This window comes from Brevundimonas sp., from assembly GCF_041648115.1.
In the GTDB taxonomy this organism is placed as follows: domain Bacteria; phylum Pseudomonadota; class Alphaproteobacteria; order Caulobacterales; family Caulobacteraceae; genus Brevundimonas.
Genome location: NZ_JBAZPR010000022.1, coordinates 1 through 14,756 on the forward strand (window position 1 = coordinate 1; position 14,756 = coordinate 14,756).

Sequence of the window (14,756 nt, forward strand, 5' to 3'; positions counted from 1 at the left end):
AAACGACGCCCCTCGCCGGGGCGCACAGCCGCTTCGGCCGGGAAACGCGGGTGTAGCTCAGTTGGTTAGAGTGCCGGCCTGTCACGCCGGAGGTCGCGGGTTCGAGCCCCGTCACTCGCGCCACTCTCTCTAGAAATAGAAGAGTGGCGCACACCGCCTTCCCAAAAAGCTTTCGAAACAGCTCAAAAGTTTCGACCTGATACGCGGGTGTAGCTCAGTTGGTTAGAGTGCCGGCCTGTCACGCCGGAGGTCGCGGGTTCGAGCCCCGTCACTCGCGCCACTTCTTTTCCAGACATAGATAAAAGAAGTGGCGCGCCCCCGTTCTTCGGAAACGCGCCCCATTCAATCGCTGATCGCCGTGCATCTGCACGACCCCATCAATGCAGCGGCAACGCGGTATCCGGGTTCACGAAGGCCGCCTCGCCCGTCAGTTCGCCATAGACCATGCACAGGTCCTCGAACACGCGGTTCCAGGCGAACTGGCTGACCGCCTTCTCGCGCGCCGCCCGACCGATAGCCTCGATGTCGCGTGCGAACAGGGCCTCGACCGCTTGGGCGTAGTCGTCGGCGTCCGCGCTGGCGGCCAACTGCCCCACGGTCTCGTCCACTGTCTCGGCGACGCCGCCGGCGTTGACCCCCACCACGGGGCGACCGCAGGCCATGGCTTCCAGCACGATCAGACCAAACGGCTCCTTGTCGTTGGCGTGCACGAAGGCGTCGCAGCTGGCGATGATCTTGGCGACGGCCTTGGGGTCGCTTTCATAGGGCATGGAGATGACGCGATCTTCCTCGGGCATCCCCGCGCCCGCGCCGACCAGCACCAGATGATAGGGTGCGCCCAGCTTCTGGACCGCCTCGATCAGCACATCGACGTTCTTCTCCTTCGCCGGCCGTCCGGCGAAACATAGCAACCGCGCGTCATCGCCCAGGCCCAGCTTGTTCAGCAGCCATTGGCGATCCCGTCGTTCCGGCCGGAAAGTGTCAATCTCAACGCCTAGCGGTCGGATGACGATATTATCGACGCCGGCCTCCTCAAGACGCCGCGCGATGAACCGGCTCGGCGAAACCACCCGATCGAACTGGGAAAATAGTTTGGCCCAACGTTTCTCGACCGGCTTCTTGGCCCATTCGCCAAAATGCAGCGCGGCAAGCCCCGCAGGATCGGAGTGGCAGAAGCCGACGACCGGGCATCCGACCCGCTGGCCCGCCTCCAGCGCCCCCTGCCCCGGCGTGTAAGGATCGCCGGCCTCGATGATCGACGGCTTCATCGCCGCGACCCAGGCGCTCCATCGTTTCACCGAACTGGGCCAGCGATAGCCGTCGCCGAACGGTAGCTTGGTCGCCCGCAACTGCACGATCCCGTCGGCACGCGCCTTGTGCCGCGCGCCCGGCACGATCAGCGAATGGCTGACGCCCGGTCGGTTGGATTCGATCCAGGCCTTCTTGGACAGGATGTAACGTTTTACCCCGCCCGAGCGCGGCGCGTACAGCATGGTGGTGTCCACCAGACGCGGCCGCTCGTCCATCGCCGCCGCCTTCAAGGCCCGCAAGGTATCCGCGACTTCCACGTCCAGCCCAGGAATCAGTCGGAGTTCGCTTTCCTGAACGTCGAGGTCTGTCATGCTCATGGGGTGTTCTCGCCTGGTCTGGGCTGTCGAACGCCGAAGGGGTTCGTTGGATGCGTCGCCGGGACGCGGCCTTTAGACCTTGCGACGGCCGTAAACCCCGTCGCGGCAAAGCTCAAGAGCGACGCGCCGCAAAACCTTCCGTATCCACCGCAACGCTCGAAAACCACAGAACACGGGTCCGTTTACAGGCAGGGTCGCAAACTGCTGCGGCCTTGTATTCGCCTCAAATTCGATAAACTTGGAAGGCTGGCGCGGACCCTGCTAAGGGATCGGCTGTACCGTGATGCGTGACCACCAGGGGTTTCTACCGAATGCGTATTCTGCTCGCGACCGCCGTAGCGATCGCTCCCTTGCTGGCCGCCGCCGGGGCCCAGGCCGAGATCGTAATCTCGACCGCCCGCACGACGCCGATCCAGACTTCCAACGCAACCGGCACGGCCGCTGAAAACATCCGCATCGCCAGCGGCGGCAGCGTCGCCGTCGCCACGGGCGCCGCCGTCACGCTGGATTCGAACAACACTGTCGATCTGGACGGCGGCAGTTTGATCACCATGGACAAGTCGGCCGACGGCTCGACCGGCATTCTGGTCAACGGCGGCAACACCGGCTCTGTCATCGTCGGCGGATCGATCACAGTCAACGACACCCTCGAAACGGCTGACATCAAGGATACCGACGGCGACGGCGACCTTGACGGTCCCTTCGCCACCGGGACCAACCGCTATGGTGTGCGGGTCACGGGCGCCTCGCCCTTCACCGGCAATATCCTGGTCGAAGGCACAGGAGCGATCGCCGTCGAAGGCAATAACTCCTACGGCCTGTCGGTCGAATCGGCTGTGAATGGCAGGCTTCAAAGCTTGGGCACGGTGCGCGTGACCGGCGAAAACAGCACGGCGATCCGCACGACCGGCCCAATCTCCGGCAACATTGATCTCGCTGGATCCATCTCGGCGATCGGCGCCGGCGCTACTGGCGTATCCGTCGAAGGCAATGTCGGCGGCGCGCTGAAGATTCACTCCACCGTCGTCGCCACAGGTTACCGTTATACGACCCCGCCCCCTGTTCGGCCGGCGACGGGAACTTTCAACAACGCCACGACCCTTTTCCTGGACGAACTGGATTCGGACGATCTGCTGCAGGGCGGCCCGGCCGTGCGGGTGGGCGCAACCGTCGCCGGCGGCGTGCTGCTGGACAAGGCCCTGGCCTATTCCGCCGCTGGCATCGAAGGCGACGACGACGGCGACAGCATCAAGAACGGCGATGAGGACGACGACGGCGACGGCGTGAAGAACCGCGACGATACGGACCGTGACGGCGACGGCATCCCGGACGCCAGTGAAACGGCCGCGTCCATTACCTCTCTCGGCGGCGCGCCGGCCCTTCTGATCGGCTCCGCCACCAACACCGTGACCCTGGGCGCTGTAGGCACGGGCGACGCGGCCTATGGCCTGATCAACCGGGGTGCCATCATCGGCTCCGGCCTCTATTCCGGCGTCGAATCCCGCGCGGTTCAGCTGGGCGTCACAGGAGGGCAAGCCGTCAACGTGGTCGGCGGCGTTCGCAACGAAGGCGGCATCGCCTCGACCGCCGTCGACGCCAACGCCACCGGCGTATGGATCGGATCGGGCGTCACCGCCCCCACGATCAACAACTCGGGCAATATCCAGGCCGTCGCGTCGGGCGTCGGAACCCAGACCGCAACCGGCATTCTGATCGGCGCCGGCGCGAATGTCGGCTCCCTGACCAACACCGGCAACCTCGTGGCCTCGTTCGGCGGCAACCACGGTTCGGCCACAGTCATCCGCGACCAGTCGGGCTCGCTGACCCAGCTCAACAACGCCGGCTCGATCATCGGCTCGCTGACGCCCAGCACGACCGACACCACGCCGGTGAACGGAACCGTCACGGCGATCGATCTGTCGGCCAACACGACCGGCGTCACCCTGCGCCAGTACGGCATCACCGCCGCTTCGGGCAGCACTGCGGTCGATACCGACAAGGACGGCGTGCCGGACGCGAGCGAACCAGCCATCATCGGCGCAATCAAGCTCGGCTCGGGCGCCGACACGCTCAACATCGAAAATGGCGTCGTCAACGGCGACATAGACTTCGGCGCGGGCGCCGACCGTTTGAACATCAGCGGCGGCGCTATCGTGTCCGGCGCGATCGGGAACGGCGACGGCCTTTTGGACATCAACGTCTCCAAGGGCACGTTGGCCGCCACCCAGACCGGCGCCACGGCGATCTCCAACCTGAATATCGGCGCCGAAGGCACGCTGCTGGTCAACATCGATCCGACCAACAACCGCGCCGGCGGCTTCAACGTCAGCGGCAATGCGACGCTGGCGACCGGTTCGACCCTGGGCGTCCGTTTCACGTCGCTCCTGACCGCGCCGCAACGGTTCAACATCATCACCGCGGGCACGCTGAGCACAGGCCAGATCAACCAGACCCTGCTGTCAGGCAACTCGCCCTACCTCTACGTCGTCGAAGGCGGCGTGAGCCAGGCGACGAACACCGTCTATGTGGACGCACGTCGTCGCACGGCGTCGGAAGCCAACCTGATCCCGGTCGAAGCGTCCGCCTTCGACGCCGTTTACACGGCCCTGGGTTCCAACGAGACCATCCGCAATCTGCTGCTGTCGCAGACGACGCGAGACGGCTTCATCGACGCTTATGAGCAGCTGCTGCCCGACCACTCCGGCGGCCCGCTGATGTCGCTGTCGGCCGGCGTCGATGCCGTGACGCGCGCCCTGACCGGCCGCAATGCGGCCGCCGCGCCCGGCGAAACCAGCGCCTGGGTGCAGGAGATCAACTTCTACGCCGACAAGAACAAGACCGATTCCTACGGCTTCCGCTCGGAAGGCTTCGGCATCGCGGGCGGCGTGGAAAAAGGCACCGGCCTGGGCGCGATCGGCATCTCGGCGGCCTTCACCTCCTCCGATATCAAGGATCCCGAGGCCGAGGCCGAAGAGGTGCTGTCCGCCAATCTGCTGGAACTGGGTCTCTACTGGCGTGCCCAAGGCCAGTATTGGACGACCTGGGCCCGTGCGGCCGGCGGCTACGCCTCATTCACGGCCAAACGCTCTCTGGTCGCAAGCGGCGTCTATCTGAACAACAAGTCCGACTGGAACGGCTGGACGGCGGCGGTCGCCGGCGGCGCCTCCTATGAGCGCAACTTCGGCCACCTGAACATCCGTCCAGAAATCTATAGTGAATTCTTCAGGTTGTCCGAAGGCGCTCGCAGCGAGAGCGGCGGCGGCAACGGCTTCGATCTCGATATCGATTCACGCGACAGCCACATCTTCTCGGCTGTGGCGGCGATGAACATCGGCTACGGCTTCGGGCGTAACGGCTGGGTCCGTCCAGAACTGCGCATCGGCTATCGCCAGAACATCTCGGTGGACGCCGGCGACACCATCGCCCGCTTCGCCAACGGCGGCCCTGGCTTCACACTGTCGCCGGACGCCATCAAAGGCGGCGGGCCGATTCTGGGCTTCCGCCTGAACCTGGGCAACGAACTGGGCATGCTGTCGCTGACCGGCGACGCAGAACTGCTGGAAGACTATGTCCGCTACTCGCTGCTGCTGCGGGCCAGCTTCCGCTTCTGATCGAAGTGAAAGCAAGAAACACGAAAGGCCGCAGGATCGCTCCGGCGGCCTTTTTGTTTGGTAGGCGGCGACGGGTTCGAACCGCCGACCCTCTCGGTGTAAACGAGATGCTCTGACCAGCTGAGCTAGCCGCCCCCAATGCAGAGCCGAGCTTATGCCCTTTGGGCTTCAGCCGTTCAAGGCGCTTTTCAAACCTTCCCCAGCACGAAAGCGCGCGGTGCGGGATGCGGGGCGGGCCACGGCGGCTCCTGTCTGAGGATTGCGGGCGACGCCGGCCTTGCGATCGACGGCGACGAAACTGCCAAACCCGATCAGCTTGACGTCTCGACCATCCGAAAGCGCTTCGGCCACGCCGTCGGTGAAGGCTTCCAGCGCCGATTTCGCCTGGTCGCGGCTGATGTTCGCCGCGCTGGCCATTCGGCCGATCAGTTCCGCTTTTGTCATCTGTCCCCCAAGCGAATCACTAAAGGGCAGATCGACGGTTGCGTCAAAAACGAAAACGCCGCCGGTATGCTCACCGGCGGCGTTCCCTACTCAACTTGACGTTAGTGGCTGACGGCGACCGCCGGCCCGTCGAGGGATGGAACCGGCGCCGGTAGCGGCTCCGACGCCTCATCCCATTCCACCGGCGTCAGGGCGCCGACCAACGCCCACTTCAAGGCTTCGTCCGCCGTGGAGATCGGCACGATCTCCAGCGCCGACTTCACATTGTCCGGCACCTCGGCGAGATCCTTCTCGTTCTCCTGCGGGATCAGCACGGTCTTGACGCCGGAGCGCAGGGCCGCGAGCAGCTTCTCCTTCAGGCCGCCGATGGCGGTAACCCGGCCGCGCAGGGTGATCTCGCCGGTCATGGCGATATCCTTGCGGATCGGCACGCCCGTCAGGACCGAGACCATGGCCACGGTCATGGCGACACCGGCGGACGGACCGTCCTTGGGCGTGGCGCCGTCAGGCACGTGGACGTGGATGTCGGTCTTCTCGAACACCGGCGGCTTAACGCCGAAATCGAGCGCCCGCGACCGAACGTAGGAGGCGGCGGCTGAGATCGATTCCTTCATCACCTCCTTCAGATTGCCGGTCACGGTCATGCGACCCCGGCCGGGCATCTTGATCGCCTCGATGGTCAGGATGTCGCCGCCGAACTCGGTCCAGGCCAGACCGGTGACGATGCCGACCTGATCTTCCTCGTCCGTCTCGCCGTAACGGAACTTCTTCACGCCCGCATATTCCGCCAGCTTGGCGTCATCAACGGTGATCGACTTGGCGCCCGTCTTGGCCATCTCGCGCACAGCCTTACGCGCCAGACCGCCCAGGGCGCGTTCCAGCGACCGCACGCCAGCTTCGCGGGTGTAGTAGCGGATCAGGTCGCGGATCGTGTTTTCCGGCATGATCAGCTCGTCGGCCTTCAGACCATGGTCCGTCAGCTGTTTCGGCAGGACGTGACGCTTTGCGATCTCGACCTTCTCGTCCTCGGTGTAGCCCGACACCCGGATGATCTCCATCCGGTCCATCAGCGGCTGCGGCATGTTCAGGCTGTTCGCAGTCGTCACGAACATCACCTGGGACAGGTCGTAATCCACCTCCAGATAATGGTCGCCGAAGGTCGAGTTCTGGGCCGGGTCCAGCACCTCCAGCAGGGCCGAGGAGGGATCGCCGCGCCAGTCGGACCCCAGTTTGTCGATCTCGTCCAGCAGGACGAAGGCGTTGGTGGTCTTGGCCTTCTTCATCGACTGGATGATCTTGCCGGGCATGGAGCCGATATAGGTCCGGCGGTGACCGCGGATCTCGCTTTCGTCGCGCACGCCGCCCAGCGACATGCGGACGTATTCACGCCCGGTCGCCTTGGCGATGGACTTGGCCAACGAGGTCTTGCCGACGCCGGGAGGTCCGACAAGGCACAGGATCGGCCCTTTCAGGCTGCCGGTGCGGGCCTGGACAGCCAGATACTCGACGATCCGCTCCTTGACCTTCTCCAGGCCAAAGTGGTCCTCCTCAAGGATCTCCTCGGCCTTGGCCAAGTCGATCGGCTTCTGCTTGGCCTTGCCCCACGGCACGGACAGCAGCCAGTCGAGGTAGTTGCGCACCACGGTCGACTCGGCCGACATCGGGCTCATGTTGCGCAGTTTCTTGACCTCGGCCTCGGCCTTGGTCCGCGCCTCCTTGGACAGGCGCGTCTTACGGATGCGCTTCTCCAGATCCATGATCTCGTCGCGCGCGTCGTCGGTCTCGCCCAGTTCGCGCTGGATCGCCTTCATCTGCTCGTTCAGATAATACTCGCGCTGGGTCTTCTCCATCTGGCGCTTCACGCGCGAGCGGATCTTCTTCTCGACCTGCAGGACGCTGATTTCACCCTCCATCAGGCCATAGACCTTCTCCAGCCGCTTGGGCACGTCGAAGGTTTCCAGAAGGCCCTGCTTGTCGGCGATCTTCACCGACAGGTGTGCAGCGACCGAGTCCGCCAGCTTGGAGGCGTCGGTGATCTGGGGGATGGAACTGAGGGCCTCGGGCGGCACCTTCTTGTTCAGCTTCACATAGTTCTCGAACTGCTCGACCACGGCGCGCAGCATGGCTTCGGCCTGCGAGGCGTCGCCTGGCTCGTCCTCGATCTCGACGGCCTCGGCCTCGAAATATTCCTCGCGGTCGGTGAAGCGGGTCAGGCGCGCACGGCCCTTGCCCTCGACCAGCACCTTGACGGTGCCGTCGGGCAGTTTCAGCAGTTGCAGCACCGTGGCCAGCACGCCGATGGGATAGATGGCGTCGGGCGAAGGATCGTCATCGACGCTGTTCTTCTGGGTCGCCAGCAGGATTTGCTTTTCGCCCTTCATGATTTCGTCCAGCGCCTTCACGGACTTCTCGCGGCCCACGAAGAGCGGCACGACCATATGCGGGAAGACGACGATGTCTCTCAGCGGCAGGACGGGCAGGATCTTTGGTTCAGTCATGATGCGTGCTCCTGGGCCATTGATCATCTCCGGCCCGCCGCCAGGGTCCGCCGGGCAAGAGGCCCGACCGGCGCATGACGGCCCGTCGATTCCGACGGCGTTCGGATGAGTATGTGGTTTGAAAGACCTGCGGTTCAAGCGTGACTGCGGAACCACCCACATCTGCGTGGGCCCATGACACGCTTCACGCGCCCTTTACGCCCGCATTATGCGGCGCCGCGCTTTCGACATGGCGGCTTTACGGCCTTCGGGCGTCTTCTGCGGGTCCAAGGAGATGACCCATGAGCCGTTCACACCTGCTGGCGGAATCGCTGAACCGCCCAGCGCCAAAGCCGACCTCCGTGCAGATGGCGATGACCTTCATCGGCGCCCTGTTCGGCGCGCCGATTCACCGGGGGCCGTCGCGATGATGCAGGGCCATGTCGAGGGCGGGGCCGCAGCCCCCGTCCCTCCCCGACGATACAGGGTCGTGCCGCGCGCGAGCGGATGGGCCGTGGCGGTCAACAAGGCCACAACCCGCCCCTTGTCCGACCGTGCGTCTGCCGAACGCCTGGCCGCACGGTTGCAGGCCGAAGGTGACCGGCTGAACCGCGACCAGCACAGGCGCACCCAATGATCCCCGCCCTGCCCTCGCCGCCCGCCGTCGAGACCCTGACGATCCAGCCCTTCGGCGCCCGCTGGCGCGTCACCTCAAGCGACGGTCTGTTCGAAGGCGTCTTTACCAACGCCAAGAGCGCCGTCCAATGCGCCAGGGCCGAGGCCGAGGCCCATCCCGGTCACGTCTTGGTGCTGGCCGAGACCCGCCCGGCGACTTGAAACAAAGAAAAAAGGCCGGAGCGATCTTGCTCCGGCCTTCATCATTCTCGCTATCGGCGACCGGATCAGGCGGCGCCGTCGGCCTTCTTCTTGGACGCTTCCGAATAGATCAGCAGGGGCTGGGCCTTGCCGTCGATGACCTCGGCATTGACCACGACCTCTTCGACGCCTTCGAAGGTCGGCAGTTCGAACATGGTCTCCAGCAGAATGCCTTCCAGGATCGAACGCAGGCCGCGTGCGCCGGTCTTGCGCGTGATAGCCTTCTTGGCGACGGCGATCAGAGCGTCGTCGGTGAAGCTTAGTTCGACATTCTCCATCTCGAACAGGCGCTTGTACTGCTTGACCAGAGCGTTCTTCGGCTCGGTCAGGATGGTGACCAGGGCCGTTTCGTCCAGGTCTTCCAGCGTCGCCAGAACGGGCAGACGGCCGATGAACTCGGGGATCAGGCCGAAACGCATCAAATCGTCCGGCTCGACGCCCTTCAGGATGTCGCCGGTGCGACGCTCGTCGATTTCCTTGACCTTGGCGCCGAAACCGATCGAGGCGCCGGCTCCGCGCGCCGCGATCACCTTCTCCAGGCCCGCGAACGCGCCGCCGACGATGAAGAGGATGTTGGCGGTGTCGACCTGCAGGAACTCCTGCTGCGGATGCTTGCGACCGCCCTGCGGGGGCACGGAGGCGACGGTGCCTTCCATGATCTTCAGCAGGGCCTGCTGCACGCCTTCGCCCGACACGTCGCGGGTGATCGAGGGGTTGTCCGACTTGCGCGAAATCTTGTCGATTTCATCGATGTAGACGATGCCGCGCTGGGCCCGTTCGACATTGTAGTCGGAGGCCTGGAGCAGCTTCAGGATGATGTTCTCGACGTCTTCACCGACATAACCGGCTTCGGTCAGGGTGGTCGCGTCGGCCATGGTGAAAGGCACGTCGATGATGCGCGCCAGAGTTTGGGCCAGCAGCGTCTTGCCCGAGCCGGTCGGCCCGATCAGCATGATGTTCGACTTGGCCAGTTCGACGTCGTTGTTCTTCGTCGCGTGGTTCAGACGCTTGTAATGGTTGTGAACGGCGACCGAGAGCACCTTCTTGGCGTGCGACTGGCCGATGACGTAGTCGTCCAGCACGTCGCGGATTTCCTTGGGCGTTGGAACGCCGTCGGTCGTCTTCTTGAACCCGATCTTGTGCTCTTCACGGATGATGTCCATGCACAGTTCGACGCATTCATCGCAGATGAAGACGGTCGGGCCCGCGATGAGTTTGCGGACCTCGTGCTGGCTCTTTCCGCAGAACGAGCAGTACAGGGTGCTTTTGGCGTCTGAGCCGGCTGCTTTGGTCATAGACCCTTATCTCACTCCCGCGGGGCGGACCGAAATGGCCCGAAACGCGCTTCCCTCACATTGATTCCAGTACTCTGGCTGCGAAGGTCTTCAAAAAATGACAATCACCCATCCCACGTGCGACGACAACCCCGAAGGCGGCAAGGGATTGTTGCAGTGCGTGGATGGATCAGTGTCGGCGGGGATCAAGGCTAATGTCTGACATGGGGATCGTGCAGGATTTGCGCCAGTCCGAGGCCTCGGGGCGGCCTATCGTCGCGTTCGATTTCGACGGCACGCTGACGATTCGCGACAGTTTCACCGAATTCCTGCGATGGCGCGCCGGACCGGGGGCCTGGGCGCTGGGTTTGGTCAAGCTGTCGCCCGCCGTGGCGGCCTATGCGCACGACCGTGATCGAGGACGGATCAAGGCGGCGTCGGTGAAAGAATTCCTGAAAGGCGTCAAGCGCCAGACCCTGGAATCCGAGGCCGAACGCTTCGCCCAGGAGATTTGGCCCCGCTTCATGCGCCCCGATGCGCTCAAGGTCTGGAACGACTGGGGCGAACGCGGCGCCCATCGCGTCATAGTGACCGCCTCTCCCACCACCACGGTGGCGCCGTTCGCCCGCAAGCTGGGCGCGGAGACCCTGTTGGGCACAGAATTCGTCTTCGATGCCGACGACCGAATCACCGGCGATTTCGTCGGCCCCAACTGCCGGGGTGAAGAAAAGGTGCGCCGATTGAAGACCGCCTATGGCGACGACATGACGCTGACCGCCGCCTATGGCGACACCTCGGGCGACACCGAAATGCTGGCGATGGCGCAGGAGCCAGGCTTCAGGGTGTTCCGCCAGAAGCCCTGAGGCTCAGTTGCCGTCGGCGTCCACGTCGAAAACCACGGCCTTGCCACGCGAGGCCGGATCCCAGCCCGCCTCGATAGCCGAGGCGATGGCGGTTCGAACGGCATCGACGTTGACACGCTGTTTCTCGACATCCGGCCGGCCATTGGGCCGCAGCGGCGGCGGGAACTGCACGATGGCCTCGCGCTTGAAATCGACATGTCGCAGGGACACGGCCATGCCTTCCCAGACATTGCCGCCCTTGGGCTGGGGCTGACGACGAAGCTCCCACTCATAGGTTTCGCCGTCAACTTCGACCGTGCCGCCTGGATCTCGTGTGAACTGCATGGCGGCCTGATAGCACAAAAGAAAAAAGGCGCACCGGCATCGGTGCGCCTTTTCCGTTCGATCTTGAATCAGATCTTAGTTGCCGGGCGTCTTCACGCCGTCGGCGTCGGCCTGTTCGCGGCGATCATAGACGTGGTCCACGATGCCCCAGGCCTTGGCTTCCTCGGCTGACATGAAGTGGTCGCGGTCCAGCGTCTTCTCGACCTCTTCGTAGGTCCGGCCGGTGTGGTGGACGTAGATCTCGTTCAGCCGCTTCTTGGTATAGCGGATGTCAGCGGCGTGCAGTTCGATGTCAGACGCCTGGCCCCGGAACCCGCCCGACGGCTGGTGCACCATGATCCGCGCGTTCGGCAGGGCGATGCGCTGGCCCGCGGCGCCGGCCGTCAGGATCAGCGAACCGGCCGAGGCGGCCATGCCCATGACCACGGTCGAGACCGGGCTCTTGATGTATTGCATGGTGTCGTAGATCGCGAGCGCCGAGGACACCTGTCCGCCGGGGCTGTTGATATACATGCTGATTTCCTTCTTCGGGTTTTCCGATTCCAGGAATAGCAGCTGGGCGCAGATCAGCGACGCCATGCCGTCCTCGAACGGCCCTGTCAGGAAGATGATCCGCTCGCGCAGCAGGCGCGAGAAAATGTCGAAGGAGCGCTCGCCACGGCTGGATTGCTCCACCACCATCGGCACCAGGTTCATGTTCATCAGTTCGATCGGATCGCGCATATGGCCTTCTCGGATGCAATGGGCGCGATTCAGACCGCGCCCTTCGCTTTAGCATATCGCGTTCACCGGCCCTTCACGCAAGGCAGGCCCGACGATCTCAATCGAAATCCTACTCCCCCGTTTCAAGCTCGGCCGGAGCGGGATCCAAACCTTCTCGAACACGCCGCTGCTGAATGAGCGTGCGAGCGACCGCATTGTCCTGACGCCTGCCATCGGCACGATTGGACGGTGCAGCATACAGAGCGGAGAGATAGTCTCTGTCCCATTGGCTGAGACCATCCACCCCGGCGGGTTCCTTGAACAGGTTCATCACGGTCGATTGATCGCCAAGGTCTGCAGAGGCGTCAATCTGAGCAAGCGAGACCATCGAGGCATAGTCTGCCAGCGCGCCAAGAGGCACGCCGCCGGTCCGGCTCATATCGATGATGACGATGGTCCAGGCCATGTCGTAGCGAATATTGGCGCGCATACGTGATGCGTCGCGTACCCTTACGGCCTTCAACGTCTCGCCGTCCTCACCCAGGATTGTGTCGCCGCGAAGCGCGATCGCTACCGCGCCATTGTCGATGGAGACCGGCATGACGACGTTCCACCACCGAACAGGCGCGTCGGAATTTTGGAAATCGGCCAAGGCGTCGCGATTGAGATTGGTGTGGTTGATCGCAGGACGGAATCCCAGCCCTGCCTCTGCGACGAGTTTCTTGGCCAGCGTCGGACCATCGGTCGTCGCCAGGATGATGACGTTAGGCCTGCAACCTTGGCCCCCGACATCTGCCCCGGCGGCGAAGGCGTTTGTAGCGATCCTATCGATTACGAATTGAGCAAATTGAGGCTGCATGTTCGTCATGCTGACGCATACAGGACGGTTCCAACGTGCAAGTGAGGTGCCCCGAGGCGGATCGCCAACCTCGCGGATATAGGCCCGAGCTTCCTCTTCGACTCTTCGCCCTTCGACGATGATCGACTCAAGATCTGTCGGGGCGACATCTCCCGTCGCAGGCTGCTGCGCCGTTTGAGGAGCTGCAGACAGCAGGGCAGCGGTAGCCAAGGCTATGACAAGGCTCATGACGCAGAAACTCCGGCAACCTCTAGATGCAAAAAGGGCCCGCAAAGCGGGCCCTTTCAACTATCAGCAATTGCCGAGCGTTAGCTAGTGTCCCCACCGTAGCTTAGCCCTCGTCTTCGTCTTCCTTCAGCAGCTCTTCCTTCGTGATCGGCGTGTCGGTCACGTCGGCGACGCCCACGATCAGGTCGACGACCTTCTCTTCGTAGATGGGGGCGCGCATCTGGGCGGCGGCGTTGGGGTTCTGGCGGTAGAAGTTCAGGACGGCCTGCTCCTGGCCCGGATAGTTGCGGGCTTCCTGCAGGATGGCGGCGTTCAGTTCCTGGTCGGTGACCTGGACGTTGTTGGCGCGTCCGATCTCGGCCAGCACCAGGCCCAGGCGGACGCGGCGCTCGGCGATCTTGCGGTATTCGGCCTTCAGGTCCTCGTCCGACTTGGCGGCGTCTTCTTCAGGCAGGCGGCCGGCGGTCTTGTCGGCCTCGACCTGTTGCCAGATGCCGTCGAACTCGGCATCCACCATCTTCGGCGGCAGCGGGAAGTCGTGGGCTTCGTCCAGTTGGTCCAGCAGGGCGCGCTTCAGCTTGAAGCGGGCGGCGCCGGCATACTGCTGGTTCAGGTTCTGGCTCAGCAGTTCCTTCAGCTTGTCCAGCGATTCCAGACCGATGCGGGTGGCGAACTCTTCGTCGATCTTGGCTTCGGCCTCGGCCTTGATGGCCTTCACCTTGACGTCGAACGTGGCCAGCTTGCCGGCCAGATGCGCGGCCTGATAGTCGGCGGGGAAGGTGACCTCGATGGTCTTTTCTTCACCGACCTTGGCGCCCGTCAGCTGCTCTTCGAAGCCGGGGATGAAGCGGCCCGAGCCGATCACCAGGTCCGCATCTTCGGCGGCGCCGCCTTCGAAGGGCTCGTCGTCCAGCTTGCCCAGGAAGTCGATCGTCAGTTGGTCGCCTTCGGCGGCCTTGACGGTCTTGCCCTTCTTGTCTTCGTAGGTCTTGGCCTGACCGGCCAGCTCCGTCAGGGCTTCGTCCAGATCGGCGTCCGACGCTTCATAGGTCGGGCGGTCCAGCTTCAGGGTCTTGGGATCGACCGGCGTGAAGTCCGGCATGATTTCCAGGGCCATTTCGTAGGACAGGTCTTCCTGACCGGCGATGACCTTGTCCATGTCGGACGTCAGCTTCATCTCGGCAGGCGCAGCCGGACGGACCTTGGCCTCGTCCAGAGCCTTCTGGCTGGATTCGTTCAGCTCGGCGTTGATGATCTCGCCCATGAACTCACGGCCGAAGGTCTTCTTGACGTGGGCGACCGGCACCTTGCCCGGACGGAAGCCCTTCAGCTTCACCTGCGGGGCGACTTCCTTGACGCGGGCTTCGAGCTTCTCGTTCAGCTCCGCGACGGGAATGGTGACCGCGATCACGCGGCTGAGGCCTTCGTTCGACTTTTCGACGACTTGCATGGCGGAGATTCTGACGCTCT

13 protein-coding genes and 3 tRNA genes are annotated in these 14,756 nt (G+C 63.8%); 7 read left to right on the forward strand and 9 right to left on the reverse strand.

The genetic code is table 11. The annotated features are described in order from the left end of the window. Nucleotides 1-46: 46 nt before the first annotated feature. Together WC597_RS16135 and WC597_RS16140 are read left to right on the forward strand one after the other, a co-directional pair. Nucleotides 47-123, forward strand: a tRNA-Asp gene (locus WC597_RS16135). An 80-nt stretch (nt 124-203) separates the two neighbouring features. Further along, nucleotides 204-280 (forward strand) — tRNA-Asp (locus WC597_RS16140). Between the two features lie 97 nt (nt 281-377). On the opposite strand, the gene WC597_RS16145 is transcribed toward WC597_RS16140, so the two are convergent. Further along, the gene (locus tag WC597_RS16145) at nt 378-1,628 is read right to left on the reverse strand and encodes a glycosyltransferase (protein ID WP_372694969.1); all 1,251 of its coding nucleotides are present in this window, start codon (nt 1,626-1,628) and stop codon (nt 378-380) included. A 311-nt stretch (nt 1,629-1,939) separates the two neighbouring features. On the opposite strand from WC597_RS16145, the gene WC597_RS16150 reads away from it, so the two are divergent. Continuing rightward, nucleotides 1,940-5,239, forward strand: a complete 3,300-nt coding sequence (locus WC597_RS16150; protein WP_372694971.1) for an autotransporter outer membrane beta-barrel domain-containing protein — start codon at nt 1,940-1,942, stop codon at nt 5,237-5,239. A gap of 58 nt (nt 5,240-5,297) precedes the next feature. On the opposite strand, the gene WC597_RS16155 is transcribed toward WC597_RS16150, so the two are convergent. The 3 genes from WC597_RS16155 to lon form a co-directional block, all read right to left on the reverse strand. Continuing rightward, nucleotides 5,298-5,374: transfer RNA gene (locus WC597_RS16155), tRNA-Val, on the reverse strand. A gap of 33 nt (nt 5,375-5,407) precedes the next feature. Then, nucleotides 5,408-5,683: an HU family DNA-binding protein gene (locus WC597_RS16160; RefSeq protein WP_372694973.1), complete on the reverse strand. Its 276-nt coding sequence runs from the start codon at nt 5,681-5,683 to the stop codon at nt 5,408-5,410. 101 nt (nt 5,684-5,784) lie between these two features. Continuing rightward, entirely contained in the window at nt 5,785-8,181 is a 2,397-nt protein-coding gene (gene lon / locus WC597_RS16165; protein ID WP_372694975.1) for an endopeptidase La, read from the reverse strand. A gap of 281 nt (nt 8,182-8,462) precedes the next feature. Between lon and WC597_RS16170 the strand changes: the two genes are divergently transcribed. The 3 genes from WC597_RS16170 to WC597_RS16180 are packed head-to-tail and all read left to right on the forward strand — an operon-like array spanning nt 8,463 to nt 8,997. Continuing rightward, complete coding sequence (locus WC597_RS16170; protein WP_372694977.1) at nt 8,463-8,591, forward strand: hypothetical protein; 129 nt, start codon at nt 8,463-8,465, stop codon at nt 8,589-8,591. Beyond that, nucleotides 8,588-8,797: a hypothetical protein gene (locus WC597_RS16175; RefSeq protein WP_372694979.1), complete on the forward strand. Its 210-nt coding sequence runs from the start codon at nt 8,588-8,590 to the stop codon at nt 8,795-8,797. Before WC597_RS16170 ends, WC597_RS16175 begins: the two co-directional genes overlap by 4 nt. Next, complete coding sequence (locus WC597_RS16180; protein WP_372694981.1) at nt 8,794-8,997, forward strand: hypothetical protein; 204 nt, start codon at nt 8,794-8,796, stop codon at nt 8,995-8,997. The genes WC597_RS16175 and WC597_RS16180 overlap by 4 nt, the downstream gene beginning before the upstream one ends. Nucleotides 8,998-9,062: 65 nt before the next feature. Here WC597_RS16180 and clpX read toward each other — a convergent pair whose 3' ends face one another. After that, a complete protein-coding gene (clpX, locus tag WC597_RS16185; protein ID WP_372694983.1) occupies nt 9,063-10,331 on the reverse strand; it encodes an ATP-dependent Clp protease ATP-binding subunit ClpX in 1,269 nt (422 codons plus the stop codon). Nucleotides 10,332-10,525: 194 nt separating this feature from the next. Between clpX and WC597_RS16190 the strand changes: the two genes are divergently transcribed. Next, nucleotides 10,526-11,173, forward strand: a complete 648-nt coding sequence (locus WC597_RS16190; RefSeq protein WP_372694985.1) for an HAD-IB family hydrolase — start codon at nt 10,526-10,528, stop codon at nt 11,171-11,173. A 3-nt stretch (nt 11,174-11,176) separates the two neighbouring features. Here the strand turns inward: WC597_RS16190 and WC597_RS16195 are convergent, their stop codons facing one another. The 4 genes from WC597_RS16195 to tig form a co-directional block, all read right to left on the reverse strand. After that, on the reverse strand, nt 11,177-11,497 hold the full coding sequence (locus tag WC597_RS16195; RefSeq protein ID WP_372694987.1) for a hypothetical protein: 321 nt from the start codon (nt 11,495-11,497) through the stop codon (nt 11,177-11,179). A 75-nt stretch (nt 11,498-11,572) separates the two neighbouring features. Next, nucleotides 11,573-12,220 carry an ATP-dependent Clp protease proteolytic subunit gene (locus WC597_RS16200; RefSeq protein ID WP_135195868.1) on the reverse strand — a complete coding sequence of 216 codons (648 nt, stop codon included), beginning with the start codon at nt 12,218-12,220 and terminating at the stop codon, nt 11,573-11,575. Between the two features lie 109 nt (nt 12,221-12,329). Next, the gene (locus tag WC597_RS16205; protein WP_372694989.1) at nt 12,330-13,286 is read right to left on the reverse strand and encodes a hypothetical protein; all 957 of its coding nucleotides are present in this window, start codon (nt 13,284-13,286) and stop codon (nt 12,330-12,332) included. 103 nt (nt 13,287-13,389) lie between these two features. Continuing rightward, a complete protein-coding gene (gene tig / locus WC597_RS16210) occupies nt 13,390-14,736 on the reverse strand; it encodes a trigger factor (RefSeq protein ID WP_372694991.1) in 1,347 nt (448 codons plus the stop codon). Between the last annotated feature and the right edge of the window lie 20 nt (nt 14,737-14,756).

What these genes read in the sequence shown, in the direction of transcription:
- WC597_RS16145 (WP_372694969.1), bottom strand. Translation starts at nt 1,628, where the DNA reads ATGAGCATGACAGACCTCGACGTTCAGGAAAGCGAACTCCGACTGATT.
- WC597_RS16150 (WP_372694971.1), top strand. Translation starts at nt 1,940, where the DNA reads ATGCGTATTCTGCTCGCGACCGCCGTAGCGATCGCTCCCTTGCTGGCC.
- WC597_RS16160 (WP_372694973.1), bottom strand. Translation starts at nt 5,683, where the DNA reads ATGACAAAAGCGGAACTGATCGGCCGAATGGCCAGCGCGGCGAACATC.
- lon (WP_372694975.1), bottom strand. Translation starts at nt 8,181, where the DNA reads ATGACTGAACCAAAGATCCTGCCCGTCCTGCCGCTGAGAGACATCGTC.
- WC597_RS16170 (WP_372694977.1), top strand. Translation starts at nt 8,463, where the DNA reads ATGAGCCGTTCACACCTGCTGGCGGAATCGCTGAACCGCCCAGCGCCA.
- WC597_RS16175 (WP_372694979.1), top strand. Translation starts at nt 8,588, where the DNA reads ATGATGCAGGGCCATGTCGAGGGCGGGGCCGCAGCCCCCGTCCCTCCC.
- WC597_RS16180 (WP_372694981.1), top strand. Translation starts at nt 8,794, where the DNA reads ATGATCCCCGCCCTGCCCTCGCCGCCCGCCGTCGAGACCCTGACGATC.
- clpX (WP_372694983.1), bottom strand. Translation starts at nt 10,331, where the DNA reads ATGACCAAAGCAGCCGGCTCAGACGCCAAAAGCACCCTGTACTGCTCG.
- WC597_RS16190 (WP_372694985.1), top strand. Translation starts at nt 10,526, where the DNA reads ATGTCTGACATGGGGATCGTGCAGGATTTGCGCCAGTCCGAGGCCTCG.
- WC597_RS16195 (WP_372694987.1), bottom strand. Translation starts at nt 11,497, where the DNA reads ATGCAGTTCACACGAGATCCAGGCGGCACGGTCGAAGTTGACGGCGAA.
- WC597_RS16200 (WP_135195868.1), bottom strand. Translation starts at nt 12,220, where the DNA reads ATGCGCGATCCGATCGAACTGATGAACATGAACCTGGTGCCGATGGTG.
- WC597_RS16205 (WP_372694989.1), bottom strand. Translation starts at nt 13,286, where the DNA reads ATGAGCCTTGTCATAGCCTTGGCTACCGCTGCCCTGCTGTCTGCAGCT.
- tig (WP_372694991.1), bottom strand. Translation starts at nt 14,736, where the DNA reads ATGCAAGTCGTCGAAAAGTCGAACGAAGGCCTCAGCCGCGTGATCGCG.